The 26164-nt window shown below is 61.6% G+C and carries 24 protein-coding genes; 13 read left to right on the forward strand and 11 right to left on the reverse strand.

Annotated features, from left to right (window positions below; all coding sequences use genetic code 11):
* Positions 1–44 precede the first annotated feature (44 nt).
* The 7 genes from HS122_18965 to HS122_18995 all read left to right on the forward strand — a co-directional run bounded on the left by HS122_18965 (position 45) and on the right by HS122_18995 (position 5961).
* Positions 45–971 (forward strand): ABC transporter ATP-binding protein, encoded by a 927-nt coding sequence (locus HS122_18965; GenBank protein MBE7540476.1) that lies wholly within the window; start codon positions 45–47, stop codon positions 969–971.
* Positions 968–1972, forward strand: coding sequence for a hypothetical protein (locus tag HS122_18970; protein MBE7540477.1), 1005 nt, complete (start codon positions 968–970; stop codon positions 1970–1972). The genes HS122_18965 and HS122_18970 overlap by 4 nt, the downstream gene beginning before the upstream one ends.
* Entirely contained in the window at positions 1969–2889 is a 921-nt protein-coding gene (locus HS122_18975; GenBank protein ID MBE7540478.1) for an ABC transporter ATP-binding protein, read from the forward strand. Before HS122_18970 ends, HS122_18975 begins: the two co-directional genes overlap by 4 nt.
* Positions 2886–3719 carry a hypothetical protein gene (locus HS122_18980; protein MBE7540479.1) on the forward strand — a complete coding sequence of 278 codons (834 nt, stop codon included), beginning with the start codon at positions 2886–2888 and terminating at the stop codon, positions 3717–3719. Before HS122_18975 ends, HS122_18980 begins: the two co-directional genes overlap by 4 nt.
* A gap of 77 nt (positions 3720–3796) precedes the next feature.
* A complete protein-coding gene (locus tag HS122_18985; GenBank protein ID MBE7540480.1) occupies positions 3797–4795 on the forward strand; it encodes a hypothetical protein in 999 nt (332 codons plus the stop codon).
* A gap of 51 nt (positions 4796–4846) precedes the next feature.
* Entirely contained in the window at positions 4847–5401 is a 555-nt protein-coding gene (locus HS122_18990) for a sigma-70 family RNA polymerase sigma factor (GenBank protein ID MBE7540481.1), read from the forward strand.
* On the forward strand, positions 5398–5961 hold the full coding sequence (locus HS122_18995; GenBank protein MBE7540482.1) for a hypothetical protein: 564 nt from the start codon (positions 5398–5400) through the stop codon (positions 5959–5961). Before HS122_18990 ends, HS122_18995 begins: the two co-directional genes overlap by 4 nt.
* A gap of 17 nt (positions 5962–5978) precedes the next feature.
* Here HS122_18995 and HS122_19000 read toward each other — a convergent pair whose 3' ends face one another.
* Positions 5979–7439: an arylsulfatase gene (locus HS122_19000; GenBank protein MBE7540483.1), complete on the reverse strand. Its 1461-nt coding sequence runs from the start codon at positions 7437–7439 to the stop codon at positions 5979–5981.
* 577 nt (positions 7440–8016) lie between these two features.
* Between HS122_19000 and HS122_19005 the strand changes: the two genes are divergently transcribed.
* The 6 genes from HS122_19005 to HS122_19030 are packed head-to-tail and all read left to right on the forward strand — an operon-like array spanning position 8017 to position 13097.
* A complete protein-coding gene (locus HS122_19005; protein ID MBE7540484.1) occupies positions 8017–8784 on the forward strand; it encodes an SDR family oxidoreductase in 768 nt (255 codons plus the stop codon).
* Between the two features lie 12 nt (positions 8785–8796).
* A complete protein-coding gene (locus tag HS122_19010; protein MBE7540485.1) occupies positions 8797–9606 on the forward strand; it encodes a hypothetical protein in 810 nt (269 codons plus the stop codon).
* Positions 9607–9617: 11 nt separating this feature from the next.
* Entirely contained in the window at positions 9618–10424 is an 807-nt protein-coding gene (locus tag HS122_19015) for an SDR family oxidoreductase (protein ID MBE7540486.1), read from the forward strand.
* 8 nt (positions 10425–10432) lie between these two features.
* On the forward strand, positions 10433–11557 hold the full coding sequence (locus HS122_19020) for a mandelate racemase/muconate lactonizing enzyme family protein (GenBank protein MBE7540487.1): 1125 nt from the start codon (positions 10433–10435) through the stop codon (positions 11555–11557).
* Between the two features lie 5 nt (positions 11558–11562).
* The gene (locus HS122_19025; protein ID MBE7540488.1) at positions 11563–12342 is read left to right on the forward strand and encodes an acetoacetate decarboxylase family protein; all 780 of its coding nucleotides are present in this window, start codon (positions 11563–11565) and stop codon (positions 12340–12342) included.
* A 32-nt stretch (positions 12343–12374) separates the two neighbouring features.
* Positions 12375–13097 (forward strand): SOS response-associated peptidase, encoded by a 723-nt coding sequence (locus HS122_19030; GenBank protein MBE7540489.1) that lies wholly within the window; start codon positions 12375–12377, stop codon positions 13095–13097.
* A 464-nt stretch (positions 13098–13561) separates the two neighbouring features.
* Here HS122_19030 and HS122_19035 read toward each other — a convergent pair whose 3' ends face one another.
* From HS122_19035 to HS122_19080, 10 genes are all read right to left on the reverse strand, one after another.
* Positions 13562–13783, reverse strand: coding sequence for an addiction module protein (locus HS122_19035; GenBank protein ID MBE7540490.1), 222 nt, complete (start codon positions 13781–13783; stop codon positions 13562–13564).
* A gap of 555 nt (positions 13784–14338) precedes the next feature.
* A complete protein-coding gene (locus HS122_19040) occupies positions 14339–14767 on the reverse strand; it encodes a type II toxin-antitoxin system VapC family toxin (GenBank protein MBE7540491.1) in 429 nt (142 codons plus the stop codon).
* A complete protein-coding gene (locus HS122_19045; GenBank protein ID MBE7540492.1) occupies positions 14764–14991 on the reverse strand; it encodes a hypothetical protein in 228 nt (75 codons plus the stop codon). The genes HS122_19040 and HS122_19045 overlap by 4 nt, the downstream gene beginning before the upstream one ends.
* A gap of 171 nt (positions 14992–15162) precedes the next feature.
* On the reverse strand, positions 15163–15558 hold the full coding sequence (locus HS122_19050) for a VapC toxin family PIN domain ribonuclease (GenBank protein ID MBE7540493.1): 396 nt from the start codon (positions 15556–15558) through the stop codon (positions 15163–15165).
* Entirely contained in the window at positions 15555–15809 is a 255-nt protein-coding gene (locus HS122_19055; GenBank protein ID MBE7540494.1) for an AbrB/MazE/SpoVT family DNA-binding domain-containing protein, read from the reverse strand. Before HS122_19055 ends, HS122_19050 begins: the two co-directional genes overlap by 4 nt.
* A gap of 379 nt (positions 15810–16188) precedes the next feature.
* Positions 16189–18441, reverse strand: a complete 2253-nt coding sequence (locus tag HS122_19060; protein MBE7540495.1) for a ThuA domain-containing protein — start codon at positions 18439–18441, stop codon at positions 16189–16191.
* Positions 18442–18539: 98 nt separating this feature from the next.
* Complete coding sequence (gene pelA, locus HS122_19065; protein MBE7540496.1) at positions 18540–19628, reverse strand: pectate lyase; 1089 nt, start codon at positions 19626–19628, stop codon at positions 18540–18542.
* A 49-nt stretch (positions 19629–19677) separates the two neighbouring features.
* Complete coding sequence (locus HS122_19070; protein MBE7540497.1) at positions 19678–21045, reverse strand: MFS transporter; 1368 nt, start codon at positions 21043–21045, stop codon at positions 19678–19680.
* Positions 21042–22445, reverse strand: a complete 1404-nt coding sequence (locus tag HS122_19075) for a glycoside hydrolase family 28 protein (protein MBE7540498.1) — start codon at positions 22443–22445, stop codon at positions 21042–21044. The genes HS122_19070 and HS122_19075 overlap by 4 nt, the downstream gene beginning before the upstream one ends.
* 265 nt (positions 22446–22710) lie before the next feature.
* On the reverse strand, positions 22711–25944 hold the full coding sequence (locus HS122_19080; protein ID MBE7540499.1) for a TonB-dependent receptor: 3234 nt from the start codon (positions 25942–25944) through the stop codon (positions 22711–22713).
* Between the last annotated feature and the right edge of the window lie 220 nt (positions 25945–26164).

The following is a 26164-nucleotide window of genomic DNA, read 5'->3' on the forward strand; positions in this document are numbered from 1 at the left end:
CGTAACCTCGGTGCCCCAATTCGTGTATTGAGCCTGTTCCACACATGGCTGCAATCATCGAAACCAAGGGCCTGAGCAAGCGCTTCGGCAGTCATCAGGCATTGGATGGGATCGATCTGCACATTGAGCCAGGCACCATCGGACTGCTCGGCCCCAATGGAGCGGGCAAGTCTACCTTGATCCGGTGTCTGCTGCAGCTTGATGGGAAGGATGCGGGAAAAGCGTCGCTGCTGGAGCAGGACATCGACGTGCACGGTCGCGAGGTTCGGAAGCGGGTGGGCTATGCGCCGGAGCAGGACTGCCACATTCCCGGCATGGCTGGATGCGAGTATGTCACGTACTGCGCGCAGTTGTCCGGCCTGCCGTTTGCGGCGGCGCGCCAGCGGGCGCACGAGATGCTGGATTTTGTGGGAATGGGGCAGGAGCGATACCGCCTGGTGGACACCTACTCGACGGGCATGAAGCAGCGCATCAAGATCGCCCAGGCGATCGTGCACGATCCGGAGCTGGTGTTTCTGGATGAACCGACGAACGGCCTCGATCCGGAGGGCCAGGCGCACATCCTCGATCTGATCGCACGCATCTGGAAGGAGTCGGGCATCAGCGTGGTGCTGTCCTCGCACCTGCTTCCGGACGTCGACCGCATCTGCGAGCAGATTGTCATCGTGGCGCGCGGGCGGATCGTGGTTCACGATCACCTCCAGGAGCTGAAGCGCCGCCGCAAGCCCGTCGCCGAGCTCGCGGTCCAGGCGGGAGCGCGGGAACTGACCGAGGCATTTTCGCGAAACGGCTGGCCGAGCGAGCTGCTGGGAAATGGCCGCATTCGCGTTTCACACGGCATGGATTCGCTCAATCCGATGATCGCGTTTCTGCGCGAGCGGCGCGTGGCTCCGCTTGAAATCAAGGCCAGCCCCAACGCACTGCAGGAGTTCTTCCTTCAGGCGCTGCGGAACCAAGGCGCTGCACCATGAACAACCGGAAATCCGGCTACGAGCACTGGCGGGGGGCCTCGACGTCCATCTGGAGGCGCCGGTGGACCATCACGCAATACGGCCTGCGGCTGTGCTGGCGGTCGCGGCTGCTCCGCACTCTGTTCGCGATCGCGTGGGTGAGCGCGCTCGGGGTGATCACCCTTCACTTCCTGATCGGGCAGCTGCTTTCCCCGGACAGCGCCTTCGCGATGTTCGTTGCACAGAACTTCGGGCGAAAGGCCAAGGCGCTGCTCGACGGCATGACAGCCTGGATCCTCCTCTATCCGGAAATCACGGTCGACGGCCTGTTCCGCTTCACGCTGCTGTTCATGTCGCTCTTCTGCGGAACGCTTTCCTGCATCGCCGTGGCGCTGTTCGTGCCGCGGCTCATCTCGCAGGACCTTTCCAGCCGGGCCATTCTGATCTACAATTCGAAGGCGCTGACGCGCGCCGACTATCTGGCGGGAAAGTTTGGGATCGCCTTGGTGCTGCTGGCCGGACTCCTGCTTGCTCCGCTGGCCTGCATCTGGTTCGTGTCGAATGTATTCTCCCCGGACTGGTCCTTCTTCTGGCACGGATTCCCGGCGCTGCTGCGAACCCTCGCCGCGGCCGCAATCACCGTGGTTTCGCTGAGTGTCTTCGCGCTCGCCGTGTCTTCGCTCGTCAAGAGGTCCGGCGCGGCGACGGCCCTTTGGATCGTGCTCTGGCTTGTGTCCGGATTCGTGGCCGAGGCGGCGAGCCACGTGTTCCCGTGGGGTCGCTACCTGAGCCCGATGAACTGCCTGCGGGAGATTACGCGCCGGCTCCTTGACACGCCTGGAGTGATCGCCGAGGCGAGGGATTCACTGCCGTTTTTTGAGTCTGCGTTCAAGACGCTGCCGCGCGGCGCCGCGAACGCCCTGACGATGTTTTCCGGAGAAATCTGGATTCCATTGGCGTTCCTGATCGGATTCTGCGGACTCTCTGTTCTAGCGGTCGGCAAACGCGTCAAATCAGAATGAGTGCCGTCATCCAGGCCGGTGAATTGAGCTGCTTCTACGGCCTCGTGCTGGGGTTGAACAATGTCTCGTTCACGATCGGGCCGGGCATCACGGGCCTTGTCGGACCCAATGGCGCGGGCAAGAGCACGCTGATAAAGCTGGTCACGGGACAGCTTCGCCCCTCGTCCGGGCGGCTCACGGTTTTTGGCGAGGAGCCATGGAACAATCCGCGCGTTCTCGGGCGCATTGGGTACTGCCCCGAGCACGAGCATGTGCACCAGGAGCTGAGACCGGCCGACTGGCTCCGTTCGCTGGCGATGCTCTCCGGTGTGCCGCGCGCGGAGGCGCTGCGAAGAAGCGAGCTGGCACTGACCGCCGTTGGGCTCTCGCGGGAGCACTGGAACAAGCGCATCGGGACCTATTCCAAGGGCATGCGCCAGCGGGTGAAACTGGCCCAGGCGATACTCCACAAGCCCGCGCTGGTGATTCTTGACGAACCGATGAACGGTCTCGACCCCATGGGCCGTCATGAGATCGGTGAAATCCTCCGCGGGCTGCAGCGCGGTGGCGTGCACATTCTCATATCGAGCCACATTCTGGACGAACTCGAGGCGCTGTGCGGCGGATTCCTCATGCTGAACTGGGGTCGGGTGATTGTCGGCGGATCGCAGCATGAGGCTCACCCGAACTCGACCAGCCTGCCCGGCCAGATCGTCATTCGCACCGACCAGCCTGAGGCTGTCGTCGAGCGCCTGAGGACGTCCGGACACCTGCGGGGATACTGCCTTGAGAATGACCGGGTCGTCGTCTGGCTTCGGCAGCCGGAAAGGTTTTTCAATGAGTGGACGGAGCTGCTGGCGGATTGTCCCGCGCGGATCCACGAGCTGCAGAGCAGAACCTCATCGCTCCAGAATGCCTTCGAAAGGACCTCCCCATGAGCGACTCCACTTTGCCGCCGCCACTTCCCGCAAACCCTGTGACCATTGTGGACGCCTTCACCGCGCCACCAGCCGGTGCAACACCCCTCGGTTCCGTCATCCTTGCATTTCTGTCGCTTGAGCTGAACTCCTGGAAGCGTCCGCGATTCTGGCTGAAACTGGTCCTTGTGGGGATCGGGCTGGTCGTGCTGACGAAGCTTTCGGTTGCGCGGGCGAATTCCGCGCAGTTCGAACGATGGATGATCGATGTCGTGGCGCTGAAGCTTGTCCCTCTGTTGTGTCTCGTCGTGGGAGGCGGCATGCTGCGCAATCCCATCCGCTCCTTCACGATCGAGTACCTCTGGACCAGGCCGGCGAAGAAACATCACCTGGTTGTCGCAGCATGGTTGACGACGGTGGTGATTGTGACGGCGCAGGCGATTCTGGCGACTGTGGTCGTGCACGCGACCTGTGGGTTTTTCGGACTCCGCGGCGTCTGGGATCATCTGGCGATGACGTGCGCGGTGGAGTTTGCGATGATCCTGCCATTCTCCGCGATCGCAGTCGCACTTGGCGTCACCACTGGGAAATACATGGTGATGGGGCTCTTCTATGCGTTTGTGGTGGAGAACGGCATCGGCCGGCTGCCGACCAATCTCAACCAACTCGCGGTTACGCGACATGCGAAGTTCTTGCTTAAAGAGGCACGACAGGCAACCGATGGCCTTGCGTCCTGGCCGCTGTTTCAATCGACCGGCGTTCTGTTGATCCTGGCAGTGCTCGCGGTGGTTGTCGCATGCATCGTATTTTCCAACAAGCAGTACAGCATTGGCTCAGAGAAGGAATCCTGAGGTAACCAGACAAATTGCAGGCAGGGTGTAACCTTTGCGTTCAGCCGCGGGTTAACAGGGCATACGGAAATCATCCCATGAAAATCATCCCCAGTCTGCTTGCAGGAATACTTGTCACTGGAACCTTTCTGAACGCGGCGCCCTTCGATCCCGCGCAGGTGGCGAAGGACACCAAATGGCTCGCCCATGTTGATCTCGACGGGTTGAAAGCCTCGAAAATCGGCGGCTTTGTCATCGACCGCATCAAGACCGAGATCGCCAAAAAGGAGCAGTCAAGGCAGTCGAATATCTCCATCGACGTCGATGGAATCATCCAGCAGATCCACTCGCTCACAGCGTATGGAAACTCGTTTGAGAACAATCCGCAGAATCATGCGGTGCTCCTCGTGCAGGCGGGTCCCAAAGTGCAGACGATCGTGGAGGGTTTTCTTGCGGGGCAGGAGCTTTCCCATGACGGCAAGGTGCCCTTCAAGACCGTCGTGGGTAAGTCATTCCCGACCTACCTCTTTGCGAATGAAGTCTACCTGACCTTTCCACGCCGTGATCTCATCCTGATCAGCAAGCAGTTTGATCAGGTTGAACAGGCGCTTTCGGTGATCGACGGCAGGATCGCTCCGATTGAACGGAGCGACCCGCTCCTGGCCTCGGCAAACAGCAGGGGATTCTTTTTCATCGCATCGGCCAATGGATTCGACCGGCTCAAGGAAATGCCCGCCCAGGCGCGGCTCCTTCAGAAGGCGACCGGTGTACAGGTGGCGCTTGGGGAAATGGGTGCAAATCTGGCGGCTCGCGTGACACTGCTCACAGCCAACGCCGAGGTGTCGACAAACATGAGCAAGATTGTCCAAGGCATCATAGCTATGGCCTCGTTTGTCCAGGTCCAGGACCAGAACATCAATCGCCTGGCGCAGAGCATAACCGTTGACCAGTCGGAACACTCCGTCTCCGTAGGACTCACCTTTCCATCTGAGGATGCCATCAAGCTCCTGACATCGCTGGCCGCGGAGAAGCGCACGCCACATCCCGCGCCCCCGGCCCCCCCCGCGCCTCCCGTCGCCGCCACCCCGGCTCCCTAGCCTTCGTATCTGACATGTGAATACATGCATGCCGCAGGTGAGACTGAAACCATGATGCCCCCGGGATCCGCACATGAGGCGGCCGGTGGCGCGGCGCCGGACTTTGCGGGGGATCCGGAGGCCTTTGCGCGGCTTGTCGTGGAGCATCAGGACAGACTCTGCAATTTCCTCCATCGCTACACGCGCAACCGTCAGGATGCGGAGGACCTGGCCCAGGACACCTTCGTCAAGGCATACAGGAACCTGCACCGCTACGAGCACCGGACCAGTTTCTCCGCGTGGCTCTACACCATTGCGCGGCGCACGGTGTACAATCATCATCGAGACACCCGAAGGACCGAGGAGCTTGATTTTGATGTCGCCTGCACCGAGGACACACCCGCCGCGTCCGCCGAGCAGGCGGAACAGACCGACACGGTCTGGCACTATGTCCGCCAGCTCAAGTCTCCGTACCAGGAGGTCGTTGTCCTCAAGTATCTCGAGGAAATGTCCATCCAGGATATCGCCCGGGTGCTCAATCGCACCCAGGCGGGCGTGAAGATCCTGCTCTTTCGCGCCCGCCACCAGCTTCGCAAACTTCAGCCTCCCAGCCCGTCACAGCCATGAATGCCCATTTGAAAAAACTTCTGATCCGCTGGTACAATGTCTCCGAAAGGCCCCTGCCCGCCTGGCTTGCGCGGGCCTGCGATTGCGATCCGGCGCTTGCACGGGAGCGGGACGCAGAAGCGGCGCTCACGCGACGATTCCGCCAGGATGCCCGGCCGGCGCAGCGCGAGGTCTCGCCCTTCTTTGTCGCGCGAGTGTCGCGCGCAATGCAGGAAAACCCCAGGGCACGAACCTCCTGGTTTCGTCGAGGAGCTCCCGGGCTCGTGCTGGCTGGCGCAGCCTGTTTGGTGGCGCTTGTGCTCGTGCGTCGCACTTTTCCGACGGGAGCCGGTCTGCAGCCCGCTGACGATCCGGCTCAGATTGCGGTGTCGATTTCGCAACCTTCCTCGTCCGCAGTGGTCACGCCATCAGGTCTCTCCGGCGAGCGTGGTTCGGGATGGATCAATCCACTCGACCGGGAGGTCGAGCATGTGATTTCCGACGCGCGCGGAGCCCTGCACTTTCTCGCGACCAGTTTTCTGCCCGCAGGGACGATCACAGGATCCGGGGAATCGGGCTGATCCCGCCCGCCGATCTTCTAAAACTTGGCCGATGCCACTGGCTTCAGCTTCCAGTACTCGTTGTCGACGTGGGCGGTGACGAAGAGCTCTTTTGCGCGCTTCACGATATCCGGATGATCCGCAGCGACATCCTTGGTTTCAGTCACATCAGATTTCAGATCGTAGAGATGAATGGGTGACTGCGTCGTCTTGAGGCGAATGGCCTTCCAGCGGCCGTTGAGCAGCACAGCCTGATTGACCCCCTGCTCGTAGAATTCCCAGTACAGGTAGTCATGATCGGCCTGTTTGCCCTTTCCAGTGAGCGTTGGAACAATGCTTATGCCATCATGGGGAGTTGTCACGGCGATGCCGGCAAATTCGGCCCAGGTGACGAGCAGGTCTCCAAAGTAGCCGACGTGATCCGACACGGTGTCCGCGGCAATCATCCCGGGCCAGCGGGCTATGAATGGAATGCGGATGCCGCCGTCGGTGAGGCTGCGCTTGAGTCCGCTGAACGGACCGCTCACGCGGAAAAACGCCGTGTCGTAGTGTGTCCCGCCCTCCTTGTGGGCGCCATTGTCGCTGGAGAACATGACGAGCGTGCGATCGTCGAGTCCGAGTTTCTTGAGGTGCTCGAAAATTGCACCAACATCGCGATCCATGCGCGTGACCATGGCCGCGTGATTGCGGTTGGAGTCGGTCCAGGGTTCGGAGGCATAGATGCCCTGGTCGGGCACTTCATTGCCATCGCCCAGTTCGTGCTTGCGTTCGCCATTGGCGTGAGGGGTCACCATCGCCAGGAACAGGAAGAAGGGCTGCTTCTGGTTGCGCGTGATGAAGTCGAGTGATTCCTGGGCAAAGACGTCGTCGATGTAGACCTTGCGCTCGACGGAGTAGCCGGTGCCCTCGGCATTGCCGACCTTGACGAGATCGTTGGGAAGTTCGACGCGCTTTCCGTTCCGCCAGACATGATCCGGGTAATGGTTATGGGCGTGCGTTTGATTGATGAATCCGAACTGGTAGTCGAATCCCTGACGTGAGGGCTCGCCGGTGCTGCCGAGTTCACCGAGTCCCCACTTGCCGATCAAGCCGGTGGCATAGCCCGCCTTCCGGAGGATGCTCGCGATCGTGACATCGTCCGCCTGCAGCGTCTGCGGGGCGAAGTTGCCATAACCGGCGTTGCCGCGCACCCGCGTGTGGCCGAGATGCTGTCCCGTCATGAGCACGCTGCGCGACGGTGCGCAAACTGTGCTTCCGGCATAAAACTGGGTGAAACGCATTCCTTCGGTGGCCATGCGATCGAGATTCGGGGTCTTGATCTTGGACTGGCCGTAGCATCCCAACTCGCCGTAACCGAGGTCGTCCGCCAGAATGAAGATGATGTTTGGTTGCTGATGATGCCTGGGCTGGGGAGCGGCGGCATGGACGATGGGTGGAGAAATGAACGCGAGCGCGAGGCTGCACACAATCGGAAGTGCGAGCCAGGCAGTCATCCGCATGGGACGGTTCAACAAGCAGGGGTTCAGGGTCGGGACGGCTGGTTTCATGACGGAGGGTCAGCGTGAAACCGCGCGCCACCGATGTCGATTGCCGACCGCGCCGAATCTTGCAGACGTTAAGCAGCGTTCGAGCTCGAACTGGTCACGACGGAGCGTGCCCCTCCATCAGTCCTTGCATCCCCCCTCCGTTGGAGGGGCATGCTTTGTCATGCCCAGGGAACGCCCCCCCGCTCCACACCGCCGGTTCAATTTCACACCGACCGCTTCCACTCCCTCTCTTTCGCGTCCTCATGCCTTCGCGTCTAACCTTCCGGCGAAGTTTCACCACGCGCGTCCCCAGGGCACGACGGAGCGTGCCCCTGATTCGTAGGGATACCTCTGAAGCGGTCTCCACGATAAACGACACAGACGTCCGCTAAACTCAACTGGAGCAATAGGATGATAAATCCTTCGGGGGTGTCTCGAATCGATTCCATGGCGGATTCGGGACTCACAATGGCGTGATCTGACCTCTTCCGAGGCTCGCGATTGGGCAGTTTTCCCGCATCCTGCGTCCAAAAGAAAGGATGGACTGCCCATGACACCCTTTGGAAAACGCGCCTTCATCACCGGTGGCTCACGCGGTCTCGGACTCGCTGGCGCGGAAGCCCTGCTCGAGGCCGGCTGCTCAGTCGCCATCAACCATTTTCGCGACTCCGCCAAGGCGGAGGCCGAGGTCAGGCGCCTCGGTGAACAGTTTCCCGGACGCGCCATCCACGCCATCGATGCGGATGTCGGCGAACCAACCGCTGCACGTGGCGCGGTGCAGGCCGCCGCGGCCCTGCTTGGCGGACTTGACATTGTCATGAGCAACGCGGGCATCTGTCGTTTCGCCCCGTTTCTCGATCTCACCGACGAGGACTGGCAACGGCATCGCGCGATCAATTTCGACGGAGGATTCTACGTGGGCCAGGAGGCCGCGCATGTCATGAAAGACCAGGGAAGCGGCGGCCGCATCGTGTTCACGACCAGTGTCGGTGCCTTTCGCTCCAACTCCACCCAGACCCACTACTGCGCCACCAAGGGCGGACTCCAGTTGCTCGCCCTAGGCATGTCGCTCGAACTCGCCCGCTACGGCATCACGGTGAACTGCATCGCCCCCGGCTGGATGCACACGGACATCAACGACGCCGCTTCGCGCGATCGCAAGTCCGTCGATCCATGGCTGCAGGCCCACTGCCCTGTCGGGCGGCTCGGCGCGCCAGGCGACATCAAATCCGCCGTGCGTTTCCTGACTGCCGTGGAATCAGGCTACGTCAATGGAGCCACGATCTCGGTCGATGGTGGTTGGAACGCACAACTCTGACCCCCTGTCCTCATGAACACCTCACCCACCTATCGGATCACCGCCCTCGCCATGGGCGAGACACACGTTCCCGCCGCCGAGGTTCTCTGGATGACCCAACTGACCGGCTGGCTGCCGCTCACATTCTGGGCGTTTCTCATCGAGGGAAACGGACGTCGCGCACTCCTCAACACCGGCTTTCCAACGGGAACTTCATTCCAGCGCCTGCATGATCACTGGACCACCTGGGCCAAGGCGGCGACCGGCGAAATTGGGCACGTCCCCGTCGTGGCCGCAGAGCAGCGCATTGTACCAGCCTTGCGGGCGCATGGTGTGGCGGCGGGCGACATCACCGATGTGCTCGTGACACCCCTCACCGCCTACGCAACCGGCGGGCTCGATCAGTTTCCCAGGGCCAGAATCCATCTTTCGCGCCGCGGCTGGATCGATTTCCACGCCCCCGATCCTGAAGTGCCCCAGCTTCCGCGCGACATCATTTTCCCTCCGGACGTTCTCAACCACCTGCTCTTTGATGCCGCGTCCCGGATTTCACTCCTGCCGGACGAGACCAGCGAGCCGCTGCCCGGAGTGCGCACCTGGTTCTGCGGCGCGCATCACCGTTCGAGCATGTGTTTTGTCGTGCCAACCCCGGCCGGACGCGTCGCCCTCACGGACGCGATCTTCCACTACCGCAACTACGAGGAACGCATCCCGCTCGGACTTTCCGAGTCCATCGAGGAGCACCATCGCCTCTACGCCCGCATCTCGCGCGAAAGCGATCTTGTCCTGCCTCTCTACGATCCAGCCCTCGCCCAGCGGCACCCGTCGCTCGTCATTGGCTGACACATTCCTCCATGGCTTCGCCCACTCCCTACGATTTCACCGGCCGCACGGTCGTCATCACCGGTGCCGGCAGCGGCTTCGGTCTCGCCTCGGCGCAGCAGTTTGCCGCCGGCGGCGCGAGCGTCATCGGCATCGACCGCAACGCCGGCAGCCTCGCCGCCGTCATCGCATCGCTGCCGCCTTCCCCGTCCGGCGCGCCGGCGCATCGCGCGATTGTTGCCGATCTTCGTCCCGCCGAGGCAGCTGAACGCGTGATAGCCGAAGCCGCTTCCCACTCGGCCTATCTCGATGTGCTGGTGAACTCCGCTGGCGTCTGCCATTTCAACAGGCCAGCCACCATCACCGCGGAGGAGTGGGACGAGGTGCTCGAGATTGATCTGCGCGCGCTCTTTTTTCTGGGGACCGCGTTCGCGGAACGCGTCGATGCGAAGCGCGGCGCGCGAATCATCAATCTCGGCTCCAACGCCGGGCGCAAGGGCCGCGCGCTTTCCGCCCACTACGCGGCTGCCAAGGCCGCGGTCGCCAGCGTGTCCGAGTCCCTCGCCCTGGCCTACGGTCCGCGCAATGTCACCTGCAACACGGTCTGTCCGGCCGTCGTGCTGACGCCGCTGTGGGAGGAGAGCTTCCGTGAGCTCGGAAATTTGACGGGCAAGTCGTCCGCCGATCTCGTCGCCGGCTGGACCCAGGCAACCCCGCTGCGACGCCTGGGCACGCCCGAGGATGTCGCCGATCTCATCACATTCCTCGCCAGCGACCGGGGTGGTTTCATCACCGGGCAAACCATCAACGTCTGCGGCGGTTTCCAGCACACCTGCTGACATTTCCCGTGAAAATCACCTCCGTCCGTCCCTTCACTGTTCGCTACCCCGAGCCTCACGATCACAACCGGCCGCGTCTGCTGACACTCGTGCGAATCGAGACAGACAGCGGTCATGTCGGCTGGGGCGAGGCCATCACGATGTTCCTCGGTGCCTGTCGCGCGACGGAGGCCGTGGTGACCGAGGACTTTGCACCGCTTCTCATCGGACAGGATCCGCTGAATGTCCTGGGTCTGCATGACCGCCTCCGACGTCACGTCTGGTGGTATGGACCCCAGGGCATCGCCGCTCTGGCGCTCAGCGCGGTCGACATCGCCCTGTGGGATCTCAAGGGCCGCATCCTCGGCCAGCCGGTGTGGTCGCTTCTCGGTGGAAAAGTGCGCGACGCTGTCGTGCCGTGCGCGTGCATTCACTTCGATCTCGATCGCTTCGAGTGGAACCTCGATGAATTCCGTGCCTTCGCCGCCGAGGGTTATCGTTACGTCAAGGGCGGATGGGGATCGCGTCCCGAGAATGTCTTCGGCCAGGACCGCGAGCGCGACATTGCCCTGGTCTCCGCGTGCCGCGCGGCCATCGGCGACAAGGTCGATCTCGTTGTCGACGCCCTGGCCGCGCGCACCCGTTGGGATGTGAAGACCGCGGTGCAGCGTTGCCGCGACCTTGCCCCGTTCCGTTTGCGCTGGATCGAGGAACCACTGCCACCGACCGATCTCGAAGGTCACGTGGCGCTTCGCGCGCAAGTCGATCAGCACATCGGAACCGGTGAGCAGGAATGGAACCTTGAGGGTTACCGCCGCCTTCTGCGCTACGGTGCGGTCGACATCGTGCAGATGGATCCGGCGCGTTGCCAGGGCATCACCGGCACGCTTGCGATCGCCCGCCTGCTCGAATCGGAGAACAAACCCTACACCCTCCACACTTGGAGCAGCGCCCTCTGCACCGCCGCCGGCATCGCCGTGCAGGCCGCGACCAGCAACGGACTGACCTTCGATCACAAGCCCCGCCCGAATCCGATGCAGCACGAACTCGTCGAGGACTCCTGGCAGGTTGTCAACGGCACCATCGCCGTGCGTGACACCGCCGGACTGGGTGTCACCGTGCGTGAATCGGTCGTTGAACGTTATCGCATCTAGCCACCATGTCCGAATCTTCATTTCTCCCCGGATACCTCAAGGACCCGCTCCACGCCTGGAGCACGCCGCTGGCCGCGCCGCTGTCGGCCTCGTTTCCCTTCACGTTTCGTGACGTCACGGTGCTCACGCTGGCGTACCGCTCGACACCCGCCGCCATCCGGCGGCTCATGCCGGAGCCGCTCAAGCCGATCAGCGACTGGGTGCTCGTGCACCTCTACAACATGGGCGACGTCGAGTGGCTCGGCCGCTATGGCGAGTGCAATGTCATGGTCGGCGCCGAGCTTCCCGGGCGCGCACGCGGAGGCTTCTCGCCGTTTCTCTTCCTGAACTCCGACGGCGGACTCGCCCAGGGACGCGAGGTTCACGGCCAGCCGAAGAAGTGGGCGAACCCGCGTGTCGAGGCGCGCGGCGACCTTGTGGTCGGCGCGCTGGAGCGCAATGGCATCGACGTGCTCACGGGGACGATGGTGTACAAGCAGAACCGCGGGGATCTCGCGGATCTCAAGCGCCTCACCTTCGATTTCGCCCTCAACCTGAATTACAAGGTCGTGCACCACATCGACGAGCGCCCCGCGATCCGCCAGATCACGAGCCGCCGCCTCTCGGACGTGAAGATCACGGAGTGCTGGGCGGATCCTTGTTCCGTCGAAATCCGCCCGAACATGCAGGCGCCGCTTCACCTGCTGCCCGTTGTGGAAACGGGACCGGGCTACTTCTGGAAGGGGGAGTTCACGCTGGTGCCGGGTGAGGTCCTTCACGACTACCTGGCAGCTCCGGCGGGTTGAGAGCCACATGAGGCGAATGACAGTCTTCAGGCATGTGCGGGCGATACACGATCACCAATCCCGAGGCGCTTCGCGGCCTGGTCCAGTGGATCTGCGAAGGCGAGGATGTCTGGCAGGAGACCGCGCCCCGCTGGAACATTCACCCGGAGGACACGATGGCGATCGTGCACCGCAGTGTGGATGCCGGATGCCAGGTGAAGCCCATGCGTTGGGGATTGGTTCCCTTCTGGGAAAAGTCATCGAAGCCCAAACTCGCCCCCATCAATGCGCGCAGCGGTGAAGCTTTTGCCAAGCCGTTCTTCCGCCAGGCCATCCAGAAACGCCGCTGCCTGGTGCCGGCGGACGGCTTCTACGAATGGCCAAAGCAGGAAAGAACCGGCAGGGCGCCGCGCCACCCGAACTACTATACACTGACCGACCACCGTCCGTTCTTCTTTGCGGGCATTTTCGAAACCGCCGTGGAAGGCCTGCGTCCTGACACCTTCACGCTTTTCACCACCGCGCCCAACTCCCTGCTCCTCGCGCTGCCCCATGAGCGCATGCCGGTTATCCTCGAATCGGAGCGCGCAAAGGAATGGATCCGCCCCGGGCCCATTTCCGAACCGGGATTTCTCGATCTCTGCCGCACGTTTCCCGCGGACCAAATGACCACCTGGCGCGTGAGCACGCTCGTGAACAAGCCAGGCAACGAAGGCCCCGAGTGTGCGGCTCCGCTCGACGCCGGGGGTTCGGACCAGGCGTCATTCGGGTTCTGATTCCCGCATCGCAAGGGGTGCATTCGCGTTCCCTCTGGTAGTGACGGATGGACTGACCCTCTATGAGTCACTCGCTGTGCCCCCGGATTGGAACTACACTCTCCTGCCAAACGAAAGTGGGAATTAAATTTTGCACACGCCCTAACCCCTCGCCGGACGCGAGCCACGCTCACTCAAGGTTCCCTCAATGCGCTGCGGCGAAAACCGAGCGTAGAGCACGCCGACAATCACCGCCCGCGAGCCGTGCAGACGGTAATAGAGATTGTAAGGAAAACGGCCGATGAAGACCCGGTGATAGTGCTCGAAGATCCGATGGTGCGTGACGAGTCCCGCCGCGACTTCCGCCTCAGCCCGGGCGAACGCCTCCTCGAAATGCAGCGCCGCCTACGGCGAGAGCGCTTCGTAGTAGGAAACCGCCTCCACGAAATCACGGCCTACCTCGGGCAGGTAGGCCAGCTCCCGGCTCATTTCCTCAGCGCGGCGACCTGGGCACGGAATTGCTCGCGGGAAAGCGCGATGCCCGGATTCGCCTCATAGCCGGCCCAGCGTCGGTCCAATTCGACGCGGTGCGCCAGCGGCGTCGGCAGCGTATCGGAGTGCCGCAGCGACCCTAGGATTTCGTCGGCGAGGGCCACTCGCTCTTCGTCTGAAAGTTGGTCGAAGTTAGGAATCTCGGTCGCGCGCATATTCGGAAGCATAGCCGGTTGCGGCCGGCAGGCAAGTCCCATGCCTGTCGGCTACCGTGCCTTAGACCGACTTCGCCAACTGGAGGGTTTTGAGTCTGTAAGTCGTTGATTCATCGGTCGGGGGTCCGAAAAGTCGGGCCTACAAGGCGCTTTTCTGAAGGAGGGGTGAGCGGATCCTGGGAGGAGGCTGAACGGGAAGCGCCAGACCGAGCTGATGGAGGAAAATCGCGACGTCGCTGGCTGGTTCGGTGCGGCGGAACAGAAGCAGTTTGCGCCCGTCCGTGGTAGTGTCCCGCCCACTCCGTTGCGGACTGCTTCAAGTTCCGGAATAAGATCGGCCTCGACCTGGCGCGTGAGCACTCTTGTGAACAAGCCAGGCAACGAAGGCCCCGAGTGTGCGGCTCCGCTCGACGCCGGGGGTTCGGACCAGGCGTCATTCGGTTTCTGATTCTGACCCTTTACGAACTTTCGCTGATCAAACTTCCGGTTTTTTCAGACAAGGGGAACGGACGGCGCACGCGATTCTGTCTGCGCGGTTCAGAACGAGCGCGAAAGTCAGTTGACCGAGAGGCCGGCGGCGCTTGCGAGTGCGTGTTGTCGCTTGTCGAACGTGTAAAAGTGTGTGGCGCGGACGCTGCGGGCCGCGACGACGTGCAGCAGGTCCAGCGTGCGGACGCCGATGGCGGTCGTGTGAGCCCGGGACAGCCGTTCGGCTTCCTGCCAGAGCGTGTAGGCGGGCAGATGGCGGGGAACGATGTCGCCAGCAGAGACAGATGCGCGCATGCTGTTTTCAACCGCGCGAACATCGGCGAGGGCGAGCAACCCGCGGGCCACGAGGGTGCGGATCGCGTTTCCGAACTCAAGCTTTTGCCAGGGGGTCCACACGATCCCGCGCGCCGATCGCATGAGGGCGGCGGCGGCCGGAAAGTGGACGTCGCGCAGATGCAGCGAAAGCATCACCGATGTGTCAAGGTAGGGACTCATTCGCGGCCGGGAATCAACCGCCAGAGTTCCTCCCCGTCGAAACGACCCGCCATGCGCTCCGTAAGCTTTTCATAGTCAACCCGCCCCTGACGGCTCACATCGCCGCCGGCGACTTTGCCGAGCAGGTAGGCATTGAGGCTTTTTCCTGCCCGTCGGGCATCGGATTGCATGCGGCGCTTTTCCGCGAGTGAAACTTTGAGCGTTATGGTGGCAGATGCAGGCATGGTGTTACCTTTGGTCACACCTCCGGTCTGGTCAAGCATGCAGCCTGGAGCCCGCGCTCATCCGATGAAGCCACGGGGATTGGTCCCAACGTTTGAGCGCGGCGGAGGAGTTGGAGTCGGTGGTGCCGGCCAACTCAAAACGCGCATGACTGGCCCCGTGGAAATCCTCTGCTACCCGATGCACAGGGAATTTGGAATTCCTCGGTCGAGTGTGACAAGCTGCATTGAATTTCTCTTTGCCAGCTCACACAGGTGGCCATCAGTAATCGACCGCACCTTCTTCACAAAGCTCGGCAACTGACTGGCACCCAGATCATCCGAAATGAGTTCGAACCTGACTTGGGATGATGACTTGAGTTCATCGAGAGCTTGCCTGGCGGATTCAATGTCTGACTGAAGACCTGTGACGACCGAGATCCTGACAAATCCCAACTCAGTGATCGAACACGTGTGAAATCCCGTCGCCGATTTTGCGACCATGGCATACCAAGCGATGGCCTTGGGATGAAGCGTGTGTCCGGTGTGCGCCAGTGCCAGCAGCACATTTACATCGAGCAGGTACCTCACGGGAAATCGAGCATTGCTGCACGCACGTCTTCGCTCGAGACCCTGATCTGTTCGGGCGACTTCGTGATTCGCAAGCCTGTCTTCGGTTCAGTGACAAACTTTGGACGCTCCAGCGCCGCGCTCTCCGGCGTCAGCACAATCGAACCACCTTTCACCGTGCACAGCAATGTGGCTCCAGGACGCAAATGAAGGCGGCTTCGCACTTTCTTGGGCAGTACAATCTGTCCCTTGCTCGACAACTTCGAAGTCATGGCTTACCGTCTTACCGGCCGTTGCGTAAGTCAAGGAGCTGCGCATCTTGCCGAATGTCAAAGATGAGCCACGACAGAAGCTGCCGCGCTGTCTCCATGGACGCGATATGGCGCGGGTTCTCTGTGTCAGGTGGGCCTATTCGAAGGTCAACCAAGCCTGCAGCCACATCATTTTGCAGACCGAGATGCCAAAGGATCACCGCCTCTCGACAGACACTGTTGTCCGGCAGCGATGCCGATTCGGTTTATATGCCTCCTGTGCCAGGATCCCAAGGCGCTGACAATGGCATCGTTGATGGCATGATCGGAGGCCTGGAAGCGAGGCGAAGACCAACTGCGAGAGGGGCAGCAGGGGACGCCCTGTCACCTGATGATACCTTCAGGAAAACACCAAGACTTCCCATTCATCCAGTCGATCGATCTTCACGACCACGTCGTTCTTGTTCCTGGTGGCTCGCGCAATCCGGTTCGACGGCTGCAGGCGAACCTCCTTTCCGGCCAGATCGCTTCTGACGCGGACTTCGACATCGTGCACGGGAATCGTCTCGTGAATCAGCGGGCCGACGAGACCCTGCGCCGGGCCGGCTGCGGTGCGATTGAGGACATGCACGATCGTCTCACCCGTGGCCTTGTCGCGCCAGGGCACGATTTCCACAGTTCCGGGCGCTTTGCCCGTGACGGGCGGAGGGCCGCCGGCGGTCCAGGTGACTGCGTTGGTGATCAGCGTGCGAGTGTCGGGATGATTGTACTCCAGATAGATTCCGCCCAGTGGCGCAGCCGCGTAAACCACGCGTCCCTTCCCCACAGTACGCGCCACAAGCGCAGGAGAGTCCGTGCGGTTCAACGGCGGATAACCCATGTGGAAGCCTGGCATGGGATCGACAATCACGCCCAGCACGTCGCCCGGATTCCTGGTGCGGGCCTTCACCTGTAGCGTCTTGTAGACACTCACAGGGAAACCCAATTCCAATCCCTTTGTAACCGGATGCTCCACCTCGGGCTGCACGAAGGTGTAGTACGTCCTCGTGTAGCCTGCAAAATTCACCCCCAGCAGATCGGCCAATCCAAAATCCTTGCGCGGATCTCCATTTCCGTCGCTCAACGAAGTCGACCCGGTCACGACCAGCCCCCCGCCCTGATGGACAAACTTTTCGAGTGACCGGATGGTCTCATCGGCCAGGCATTCGGCCTCCGCAATGATCAGCGTGCGAATGCCGCGCCATTTTTCCGCGATCGCATCCCGCTCGGTGATGACGCACACGGGCAGGTGCGCCTCAATCATGGCATTGTGCACCCCCTCCATGCCAAGCGGCGCGAGTTTTGACTTGTCCGAAGGCATCAACTGCTGCGATGCCTTGGACCAGAGAATTCCCGCATACTCAATGGGCTGACCGCGCCCCGTCCATGCCTCGCGTTGCCTGATTGACTCAAAACAAGGCTTCAACCGCTCGAGGCTGCGCCGCTCCAAGGTGCCATCCCAGCGCACCTGGTCGTAGTACTGCGGGAAACCGCCATGGGCCTTGACCGCGGCCATTTCGGCAAGCAGCGCCGGCACCGGGCGCACCTGATAGCCACGACTGCTGGCGCGCTCACCCCCAAGGCGATTGGCAAAACGCCAGACTTCGATTTCGAAGGGAACATTGGGTTTGCTGGCCCAGTTGCGGCGACACTTGAGCGAAAGGTTTTCCAGTCCCTCGTTGAAATGGTACTCGCGACAAACGTAGTCATCGGCGTCCACAAACGCCCAGTCCATCGATGGAAAATCCGCCGCGCCGTTGTGAGTGACCGTCAGCCGGGGATTGATCGTGCGAACGTGGCCGATGACGTCGTCGATGATTCGATTGTTGAGAGACCACCGCCAGCGCAGGTAGTCGCGCCCGGCGCGCTTGTTGGCCAGACCAGCCCTCGATGGAAGATCCCTCCCGGTCTCCTTGCGATAGGTGCCGCGGCAAGCGTCACAGTAGCACACCGGAAGATTTCCCCACCAGGAGAAGCAGTCGAGCCACAGGCCGTCGAAATCATAGCCGCCCGCCAGTTCCCCGACGATGGCCTTGATGTAATCCCGGTGGGGACCGTTCATGCAGACGACGGGTCTTTCCTCGCGCGAAGGGAGCAGCGGGTCGGTTTCCTCACGAATGAACGGCTCACCGTTCTCCAGCCGGGCCTGGCGCTCCGCATGCAGAAATGACCGGCGTTCCCGGGAGAGCTGGACGTAGTAAATGATCTCAAGCCCCAGTTTGCGGCCATGTCCGGAGAATTCGGCCATCAGATCCCGATCGCCCAGGCTCGAGTGCTTGTGGCACACCTTGGAGTTGTAATAGGCATTTCCCTGGTTGCATTTGGCATGGACCACCATCGCTGTCACGCCCGCGGCCGCCAGTTGCTCGCAGACCGACTTCGTATCGAGGTTCTGAAGCAGTCTTGTCGGCATCCCAGGCACACCCTGGTCGGTCGGATCCGGCATTTGGAAATCGAGCAGATAGACGCGCGGGTTTCGGCGAAACCAGTCGCCCCGAACACCCGACTGCCCTGTCGCCGCTGTGCCACGAATCGAGGGAAGCAAACAGACCGCTGCACCTGCCGCCATCGTCCCCTTGAGGAAGTCACGCCTTACCATTGGCTCCTTGATCATGATGTTCTTGCTCCTTTTCCCAGCAATCCGTCGCCTTCAAGAATTGCCCTCGATTCATTTCCGCCGTCAATCCCCACTTTGCGAACAAAACATTCCTATTAGTTGGCGGCCTTTCCGCCCCGCCATTCGGGGAGATCCTTCTCCAGCAGTTTCGCGGGTGAAGTGACGTACCAGGCGTAGCCAATGCGGCGTTCGTGTTCGATTTCTGACACCGCAAAGTGAACGACACCGTCGCGGCCGATGAAGATGGGGCGGTTCGCATGCAGCTCATAGAATCGCGCCCATAGGGGCGGCGCAGCCGGATCCGGGACAACCACCGCATCGATTCCTTCCGGCAGTCCCGGCGCCTTGATGCGCTGCCAGCGCAAGCCGGCGATTCTAACTTTCTCCAGCCAGGCCACGCCTGCTTCGACCGCGGCAATCAGCTCCGGCGTCTGCGCCGGTTCCTGCATCAGGAAGCGCAGGATATCGACGCTTTCCGCGCTCGCGAGGCAGGCGGGCTCGAAGGCGCGCGCCGGTGCCGGCGCAAAGGTGTTCTCATCATGCTGGGCGCACCAGGCGGACTTCACCCCGTCAATTGTCACCTGGCATCGCAGGATGCAGGCAACCCCGCGTGCAACGGCATCACGGGCCCGTTCCCGGCGCGCCGCATCGATCCAGTCGAATTCGTTCCTGCCAGCAGCGACGTCGCGCAGGATCTCCATCGCATGCACCATGGCGCCATCGTTAAACGTAATGTGGGAGTAGTAACCCTTTCTCAGAGGAAAAAACTGCGGCCAGCCGCCGGACGCGTATTGGGCGGCAAGCAGGTAGTCGATGCCCCGCTCGACCGCCTCGCGAAATGCCGGCACCTTCTCTTGCGCGGAATGGATGCGTGCCAGCAGGCGGATCGGGATTGTCGTGCCGCCGTTGTCGATCGTGGGAGCGCGCTCGGATTCCTTGAGCGCGCGAAAGGCATCGGACAGCGGATGCGTCATGTCCCAGTTCTTCGGCCAGCCTCCGGAGGGCGTTTGATAGCTGAGAACCGCCTCGCCGACAGAGGCCGCCTCCGGCGTCGAATACCAGGCGGCCGGCTGACGCAGCACCTGTTTCCATGTCACGGATGCAGCGCTGCCCGTGGAGCAGCCTGCGACGACCGCCATTGCAATCGCAGCGCCGATCATGGGGACGAGCATCCGAAGGTTCATGATTGTCCGCCCACGCTGCCAGGCCGGCCATGCGATGTCGCAGCCGACCTCAGGCGGATTCAAGTCTGGCAGGCTCCAGTTTTGGAGAGAGAATGTGAATGATCAAGAGCGCCACGAGATAGGCCGAGGCGGCCATGATCCACAGGATGCGGTAGCTGCCGGTGCGCTGAAGGACTTCGCCGACGATCAGCGCGAGCACCATGCCGCCCACGGCGCCTGTCATGCCGCCAAAGCCCACAACCGACCCCACCGCGCGTTTGGGAAACATGTCGGAAGTCAGCGTGAAAATGTTGGCGGACCACCCCTGATGGGCCGCGGCGGCGATGCCGACAAGGATCACCGAAACCCACAGATTGGCGGCGCGCGTCGCAAACACGATGGGCACGACGCAGAGGGCGCAGATCAGCATCGCCAGCTTGCGCGCGCCGTTGGGCGTCCACCCCTTCTTCAGCAGGCGCGAGGATATCCAGCCACCGCCGACGCTCCCAACGTCGGCCATCAGATAGATGACGACCAAAGGCAGACCGATCGTCTTGAGATCGAGTCCGTAAACGCGATGCAGGAAATCGGGGATCCAAAAGAGGTAGAGCCACCAGATGGGATCCGTCAGAAACTTGCCGATCGCAAACGCCCAAGTCTGCCGGAATCCAAGCAGGCGAGTCCACGCGACCCTGGTTTGGGGAGGCTCTGGGGCATCGCTTCGAATGTAGCTCAATTCCCCGGCTGAAACCGATCGATGCTCATCAGGCGAGCGATAGTACCACCACCACCAGACGAGCCACAGGAAGCCTGCGGCACCGGTGAAAATAAAGGCCCATTCCCAGCCCCAGTGGATCGTGATCCAAGGCACCAGCAGGGGAGTCAGAAGCGCGCCGATGTTCGTGCCTGAATTGAAGATTCCAGTGGCAAGCGCGCGCTCCCGTTTGGGAAACCATTCCGCCACGGTCTTGATGGCCGCTGGAAAGTTTCCCGCTTCGCCCAGACCCAGCAGAAAACGCATGAGCGCAAAGCCGGCGGCCGCGCCCGAGAGCGTGAGAAACGCGAGTCCCAGCTTGGGATCGATGATCAGCGCCGGCAGAGTGAAATCCGGCAGCTTGTGCGCGAAGGCGTGCCCCACGGCGGCGAGGCTCCAGATGAAGATCGCAATCGTGAATCCCCGCCGCAGGCCGATGCGATCGATGATCGGGCCGGCCATGAGCATGCCGATCGCGTACGCGAGCTGGAAGCTGAAGACGATGGCCGCATAGATCCGCTCATCGCTCCACCCAAACTCCGCGCTGAGCGTGGGTTTGAGGATGCCGATGACCTGCCGGTCGACGTAATTGATCGTCGCCGCAAACAGCAGCAGGGCGCAGATGACCCAGCGTGCATGCGCGGAACGAAACGGGGGAGTGGGTGCGGGCAGCGGGGAACTCATGGCGTCGTGGGAACCGGCACGGAGTTGAGTCCCTTGACCGGCTTTGCTGGCAGGATGGCGACGTTGCGAAGCGTGACAACACCAACGTGCTCGACAACCTCGGATTCGGTGATGCCGGTGAACGTTGAATCACTGATGTGCAGGCCGTCGATGACCGCTCCCTCGAACCCACGCACATACATGACGCGCGGGCTGTGCGTGCTCGTGACGTTGTCCAGGTGAACATTGCGCACGACCGGCTTGAACGGACCCTTGGCACCCTCCTCGTACAATAGGTCGATGGTCAGCACCGCCTCCGCCACCCTGCCAATCCTCACGTTGCGCATGAACACATTCTCCAGCACGCCGCCGCGCACCGCATTGTTCTTGAAGCGAAGCGCCCGGTCGAGATGCGGGCTGTCCATTTCGCAGTTCTCGACAAACACATTGCGTATCCCGCCGGTGCACTCGCTCCCGAGAACCACGCCGCCGTGCCCGTCCTTCATCACACAGTTGCGCACAATGACATTCTCCGTCGGCACCGCCACCCGCCGTCCGTCGCCATTGCGTCCGGACTTGATCGCAATGCAGTCGTCGCCGGTGTCGAAAACGCAGTTTTCGATCAGCACATTGCGACACGATTCCGGATCACAGCCGTCGTTGTTGGTTCCATGCGAGTGGATGGCCAGTCCGCGGACAGTGACATTTTCGCAGAGCACCGGGTGCACCTCCCACATGGGGGAGCGGAGGATCGTCACGCCCTCGATCAGCACGTTCTTGCAGCGGTAGGGCTGTATGAAATTCGGCCGGAGCCACGAGCCCGGGCCAAAGACGCGCTGCTCAACCGGCACATTCGCCTCGCCCATGGCGATGAGTTTGTCGCGCGCGGCCCGCTGGAGCGGAGGCTTCCCGTCGCTCTTGCGGTTCCATCCCCACCAAGTCTCCAGAGTTGCGCCTCCATCGAGCATTCCCTCACCGGTGACAGCGATGTTCTCCTGCTCGAAGGCGTAGATGAACGGCGAATAGTTCATGCACTCCACGCCCTCCCATCGCGTGAACACGAGTGGATACCGGGCAAGGTCGAAGGAAAACAGGAGCGTGGCCCCGCGACTGATGTGCAGGTTGACATTGCTGCGGAGATGGATCGCTCCGGTATTCCAGGTGCCGGGTGGAACCACCACGCGACCTCCGCCCGCGAGGTGGCAGGCCTCAATGGTCTTCTGAATGGCGGTGGTGGCGTCGCTGCCTGGAACAGCTCCGTACGAAGCTATGGAAAAGTCGCGCTTGGGAAACGTGGGGGCGACGATCGTCGCTTCGATCCGTCTGGCATCCTCCCAGCCAGGTGCGGTTTCCGCCGGCATTCGGATGGGAAAAGATGTCGCCCCGAGCAGCGACAGGATAAGTATGAGGCATTTGCGCATGGGGATCGGGCCGTCGACCGACGGCAACCATCGCGGCCAGGTGAGGCTGCGGGATGGTCGGAAAAACGGCAAGGGTATTGGGGGTGGCTGGCGGTGTGCCGGTGGTCCGAGTGAAACTTTTCCGGCGCTGTTTCGCGACGTGCGTCCCCAGGTCACGACGGAGCGTGCCCCTCCAACGGAAGCGGAAATTCAAGCGGAACGGAATTTTTCCGGGAACGGAAGTCCTTGCACCGGGAATGAAATTCCGTGCGCAGGGAATGGCTCGCTAGAATCGCCCCTTGATGCCGACGCTGTAATTCACGCCAAACTCCTCGAGGCGGTAGCCGCGCGCATAGGCTGCGGATGCCTCGCTGTAGCGCTGGATCACCTGCTCTTTGTTCAGGATGTTGCGGGCGCTGGCGAACAGGCTGAAGTTCTTGCTGAATTTGTACTCACCGCTCAGGTCAATGTTGTAGCGTGGCTCATAGTATTCGAAGAAATTGTTCGCCACACCACCATACTGCGCGCCGATCTGGGCGGCGGGGTTGGTGATCGTGGTGCCCTTCTGGCGTCCCCGGTAGTTGAAGTTCACATTGAAGACCCAGGGGCTCTTGTTGAAGCTCACGCTGAGGTTTCCGGCCTTCGAGATGAATGCGCGGAAATCGGGCGTGTTGTCGCCGGTGAGGTGGAGCAGCGTGCCATTGGCCTTGATGGTGAAATACCTTCCGAGGCCCGGCAGGAAGCTCAGCGGCTGGATCAGGTTGAATTCAGCCCCGGAAATGCGGGCGTCACCGCTGTTGGTGAGCGTGCTGACACCCCACCCGACATAGCGGGCATCCAATCCGAGCTGCGCCGCCAGTTCGGGCGTGACAATCGCACCCGCCGCCGTGGCCGTCCAGAAATCGGTGATGTCCTTTTGAAATCCTCCCACTGAATACACCGTTCCCTTGTCGCCGTAGTATTCAAGCGAGAGGTCCCAGTTGTCGGCCTCCCATGGACGAAGCGCCGTGTTGCGGATGGTGATCAGACCGGCCGCCTCGGGGTCGGTGTCGTCCTCATTGATGTCGGTTCTCGGAATGATGTTGGCGTAGTCCGGGCGGCCGATGGTCTTCGCATAGGCGAAACGAACGAGGAAGCGCTGGGTGAGATCGTAGGTGACATGCAGGCTGGGATAATAGCCGTCGTACTGACGCCGGGCCTTGTAGGCGCGCTCCTTCAGGACCAGGCGAAGCTCCTCCATCGATCCGGCGGCGCCGGCATCCGCACGACGAACGCGCTGGACTCCCGGGGTCGTGGGGCTTCCATCAATGTAGTTGCCGCTCGCATCGCGCTGCCACACCGCATCGGGATTGGACAACACACCCTCTCCCTTGTCCTCGGTCTTTTCAAAGCGCACACCACCAACCAGCCGAAGCCGGTTGTCCATCAGCTTGGTGTCAAACTGGACATATGCCGAGCTGATGCGCTCGTCGATCTTTTCGGAATTGTTGATGCGGTTGGTTTCAGCCGTGACCGTGTTGAGCGTGAAGTGATTCGGGTTGGTGCGATACTCCTCCGCCAGTTTGTAGGCATCCACCCACTGGATTTTCGGGTAGCCAAATCCAGGACCCTCTGTGGAGGAGTATGAGGCGTCCAGGTAGGGCGACGCGATGTCGTCGGCGGTGTTTGCGATGCCATCGGCGCCAACATGGGTGTAGGTTTCATTGATGCGCCGGTTATCGCGGCCCTCTTCACGCACGGCCACGCCCACCTTCACGCCGACGGGGATCGACCACTCGTCGAAATGCCGCTGGAGGTCCGCGTAGGCTGATTTCATGTTCGCCTTGCCGTCGAGGGGATCGTTCGTCGCGGTCGTGATGCGATAATTGTCAAGCGTGTAGGGATCGATCGTGGCGCCGGTGGATGTGCGCGCGGTCCACGTGAGCGATGGAAAATTGATCTGCTCGGCGCGGACCACATTCACGCCCTGAAGTGTCTGTCCAACGTTGGCAAAGTGGCCGCGTGACAGCGCGCGATACCAGGTTTTCGAGACGACGGCATTCGCTCCCGCGTCGAGATTCCAGGGACCACTGTTCCAGTTGTAGCGGACGTTAACCGCGGCCGTGTTGCCAAGCTTGTCGCGGAACGAGCTTCCACGCGTGACCGAACCACGGCCCTGCGCGCTCTGCACGAAGTCCGGCCCCCACTGGATCGGGGTGCCGCCCGAGGGCGTGGAATTTCCCTGCGTGCCCATGTTGAAATTGATGTTTCGATTGCCGAAGAACGCCTTGTAGTAGTTGTCCTGCACGGCCACCGACAGAGTCTGGCGCGGCGTGATTTTCCAGTCGGCCTTGACGCCGACCGACGCACGGTTGGTTGTCTTTGGACCATCCTGAAGCTGCCACTGCTGCAGATAGGGGTTGGCCGGCGTCGCGGAGGGGATCGTGGCCGTTCCCGCGCCCGACGTTCCGCCACCGCCCTGTGCATAATTCCAGGTCGGCTGCCAGCGGTGCTGCTCGACATGCTGATTGGATGAGAGGCCCGTGATGACGAGACCGAAGGTCTTGGAAATCGGAACGGAGTAGTCGAAGTCGAAGTTCGGAAGTATCTTGAATGTCTTCTTGTTGCCGGGTCCGGCGGTCTTGCTGAGCTCAAGATTCTCGCTGTTCAGATTGAGGTAGGTGCGGAAGTTGAACTGGGCGCGCGGCCGTTCAAAGGCGTTCTTGGAAACGAAGTTGATGCTGCCGCCCAGGGAGTCCGCAGGCAGATCGGGCGTCGGCACCTTGACGACCTCCGTGCGCGACGTGTTGTTGATCGACACCTGTTCAAATTCGAAGATGCGGTTGTTCGAGCCGGAAGCCGAACTCGTGAGGCGCATGCCATCCCAACTGACGGTGGTGAAGTTCGACGGAAATCCGCGAACCGACACCGTGCGCACATCGGCGGCCACGTAGTCGACCGTCACGCCAGGCAGATACTTGAGGAACTCACCTGGATTGCCTTCGCTGATGTCGCCGAAGGCATCGGCCGCAACAACCACCTTTATGTTTGGCGCGAAGCGCTGCTCGTTGATCGCAAGCGCGTTCCCCTCGTACTCGCGGTTGCTCTGGACGACAAATTGATCCAGCGCGATCACCTTCTCATCACCGTAGCGTTCACGACTGGTCAGGTTGAAATCATGCCGCACGCTGCCGCCGCCCGGGACTGTCAGCACGGTCGTCTCCGGATCGAGACCCGTGTAATTGGCGCGCAACCGGACTTCGCCCGCAGGCACGCCATCCAGCCGGTACTCGCCGAATTCGTTCGTGAACGTCTCGCGCGAAGTGCCTTCAACGACGACGCGGACGTTGTTGAGATAGCGGTCATTGCCGATGTTGCGCACGCGGCCTTCAATCGATCCAGTTCCCGTCTGCGCCCAAATAGCGGATGGGAACGCCAGCACCAGCGCTAGAAACAGGGCGAATGCCGCCACATTGATGCTGAGCAGGGTTTCGCCGGATTCATGACCCCGCCGGCCGCGGGTGTTCTGGAGGTTGTCCATTGTGGTTTGATGGGGAAAGTTTGATAAGTCGCGTGACATCCCGAAATCCTGCGGGCAATCAGTGCAACGGTCGCAATATGGGGCAAAAAGGTGGGCTCACCGTAGGAAGGTTGCCTCCGGTTCCAAGAAAAAATGATAGATATTAATTCGGATCGTCCGAATTTCAGGCCTTTCACGGCATCCCGATGAAAATTCGCCGCTTCCGAAGATCCCGCGTGCG

The sequence above is a fragment of the Opitutaceae bacterium genome (genome assembly GCA_015075305.1).
GTDB lineage: Bacteria > Verrucomicrobiota > Verrucomicrobiia > Opitutales > Opitutaceae > UBA6669.

Bases quoted from the DNA above. Each gene is read 5' to 3' on its own strand.
- HS122_18965 (MBE7540476.1), top strand. From the start codon at position 45: ATGGCTGCAATCATCGAAACCAAGGGCCTGAGCAAGCGCTTCGGCAGT.
- HS122_18970 (MBE7540477.1), top strand. From the start codon at position 968: ATGAACAACCGGAAATCCGGCTACGAGCACTGGCGGGGGGCCTCGACG.
- HS122_18975 (MBE7540478.1), top strand. From the start codon at position 1,969: ATGAGTGCCGTCATCCAGGCCGGTGAATTGAGCTGCTTCTACGGCCTC.
- HS122_18980 (MBE7540479.1), top strand. From the start codon at position 2,886: ATGAGCGACTCCACTTTGCCGCCGCCACTTCCCGCAAACCCTGTGACC.
- HS122_18985 (MBE7540480.1), top strand. From the start codon at position 3,797: ATGAAAATCATCCCCAGTCTGCTTGCAGGAATACTTGTCACTGGAACC.
- HS122_18990 (MBE7540481.1), top strand. From the start codon at position 4,847: ATGATGCCCCCGGGATCCGCACATGAGGCGGCCGGTGGCGCGGCGCCG.
- HS122_18995 (MBE7540482.1), top strand. From the start codon at position 5,398: ATGAATGCCCATTTGAAAAAACTTCTGATCCGCTGGTACAATGTCTCC.
- HS122_19000 (MBE7540483.1), bottom strand. From the start codon at position 7,439: ATGCGGATGACTGCCTGGCTCGCACTTCCGATTGTGTGCAGCCTCGCG.
- HS122_19005 (MBE7540484.1), top strand. From the start codon at position 8,017: ATGACACCCTTTGGAAAACGCGCCTTCATCACCGGTGGCTCACGCGGT.
- HS122_19010 (MBE7540485.1), top strand. From the start codon at position 8,797: ATGAACACCTCACCCACCTATCGGATCACCGCCCTCGCCATGGGCGAG.
- HS122_19015 (MBE7540486.1), top strand. From the start codon at position 9,618: ATGGCTTCGCCCACTCCCTACGATTTCACCGGCCGCACGGTCGTCATC.
- HS122_19025 (MBE7540488.1), top strand. From the start codon at position 11,563: ATGTCCGAATCTTCATTTCTCCCCGGATACCTCAAGGACCCGCTCCAC.
- HS122_19030 (MBE7540489.1), top strand. From the start codon at position 12,375: ATGTGCGGGCGATACACGATCACCAATCCCGAGGCGCTTCGCGGCCTG.
- HS122_19035 (MBE7540490.1), bottom strand. From the start codon at position 13,783: ATGCGCGCGACCGAGATTCCTAACTTCGACCAACTTTCAGACGAAGAG.
- HS122_19040 (MBE7540491.1), bottom strand. From the start codon at position 14,767: ATGAGTCCCTACCTTGACACATCGGTGATGCTTTCGCTGCATCTGCGC.
- HS122_19045 (MBE7540492.1), bottom strand. From the start codon at position 14,991: ATGCCTGCATCTGCCACCATAACGCTCAAAGTTTCACTCGCGGAAAAG.
- HS122_19055 (MBE7540494.1), bottom strand. From the start codon at position 15,809: ATGACTTCGAAGTTGTCGAGCAAGGGACAGATTGTACTGCCCAAGAAA.
- HS122_19060 (MBE7540495.1), bottom strand. From the start codon at position 18,441: ATGATCAAGGAGCCAATGGTAAGGCGTGACTTCCTCAAGGGGACGATG.
- pelA (MBE7540496.1), bottom strand. From the start codon at position 19,628: ATGAACCTTCGGATGCTCGTCCCCATGATCGGCGCTGCGATTGCAATG.
- HS122_19070 (MBE7540497.1), bottom strand. From the start codon at position 21,045: ATGAGTTCCCCGCTGCCCGCACCCACTCCCCCGTTTCGTTCCGCGCAT.
- HS122_19075 (MBE7540498.1), bottom strand. From the start codon at position 22,445: ATGCGCAAATGCCTCATACTTATCCTGTCGCTGCTCGGGGCGACATCT.
- HS122_19080 (MBE7540499.1), bottom strand. From the start codon at position 25,944: ATGGACAACCTCCAGAACACCCGCGGCCGGCGGGGTCATGAATCCGGC.